The following is a 1278-nucleotide window of genomic DNA, read 5'->3' on the forward strand; positions in this document are numbered from 1 at the left end:
GGGCACCTCGAAAAACCTGCTGCTCGCCGCCTGAACAGCTAAACTGCCCGGAACAGCTGTTTTCGACTTGATATCATGCCGGTTCCGAGTTCATTGGCACCGGCTGCGGTCGTCTCTCAGTGTGCCCATCAGGCACATTGAGCCGCCACCAACGGCTCAAAATGCTTTAATCCCGGCCCGCTGGAAGTACACCAACCGCTTCAGATTGTAGCAGGCGGCCATCATGGTCATCGCAAAGTTGGCCCTCGCTTGGCCCACTGTGCGGATCAACTTGCCACCCATCTGATCGATGCTGGCGAACACATGCTCGACGCGGGCACGGGTTTTAGCAATCCGCTTATTGCGTCGTTGCTGGCACTCCGATAACGGTTTCTGGCGGTGGCCTTTGCGCTGAATATGGTTCCGGTAACCGTGCGCTTTCAGCCAGGCTTCCCGCTCGATCGATGGGTAACCGCGATCGGCATAGACGTCCTGACTGGTGTTGTGCCGATCAAGGACAGCCTCGAAATGCTGGCTGTCATGCACTTTGGCGGTGTCACACTGAAAACGCCGGATCACTTTGTACTTGGCATCGACGTTGATTGACAGTTTGTAGCCAAAATGGCTTTTGCCGTGCTTCTTGGTCCAGCTGGCATCGGTATCCTTCTGCCGCCGTTTGGCGGGCTTCCAGTCGGCTGGCATGGCCTTTTGATCCAGCAGCTCTTTGTCGCTACGTCGGTTATGCTGCTTGGGCGCCGGCACCAGGGTGGCATCAATGATCTGGCCACCACGGGCGATGAAGCCCTGCTTGAACAGTTGCGCCGATACGCCATCGAACAGGGCCTGAGCACCGGCTTCACCGATGCGATTTTCAAAGTGCCAAATCGTGGTGCGATCCGGAATGTTGATGGCTTGGGTCAGCCCGCAGAAGCGCTGATAGCTCATACGGTCCAGTAGCTGGTACTCCATCTGCTCATCCGACAGGTTGTAAAGGCGCTTGAGTACCAGGATGCGCACCATAGTTTCAGTCGGGTACGGCGGTCGTCCACCCTGAGCGCTTTCGACTCGAGGCGCGATACAATCAACTTCAGCGGCCAGTGCGGAAAAATTGATGTGCTGCTCAATCTCAGCCAAAGGGTCGCCGATCCGGTCGATCTTTTCACGGTGATGTTCGCTGGCAAAGAGGTCGTTTTTAATCGCGCTACGCTTCTTCATGGTACTGACTGGTAGGGTGTTGGTGATTGCTTGATGCTATCACAGGGCTACCGGTGCCGTGAGGGAGGTTTTTCGAGGTGCCCG

The 1278-nt window shown here is 56.4% G+C and carries 1 protein-coding gene; it reads right to left on the reverse strand.

The features are described from left to right. Positions 1-156: 156 nt before the first annotated feature. A complete protein-coding gene (locus KTN04_RS16545; RefSeq protein ID WP_217336327.1) occupies positions 157-1194 on the reverse strand; it encodes an IS5 family transposase in 1038 nt (345 codons plus the stop codon). Positions 1195-1278 lie beyond the last annotated feature (84 nt).

It is taken from the genome of Marinobacterium weihaiense, from assembly GCF_019061305.1.
Lineage (GTDB): Bacteria > Pseudomonadota > Gammaproteobacteria > Pseudomonadales > Balneatricaceae > Marinobacterium > Marinobacterium weihaiense.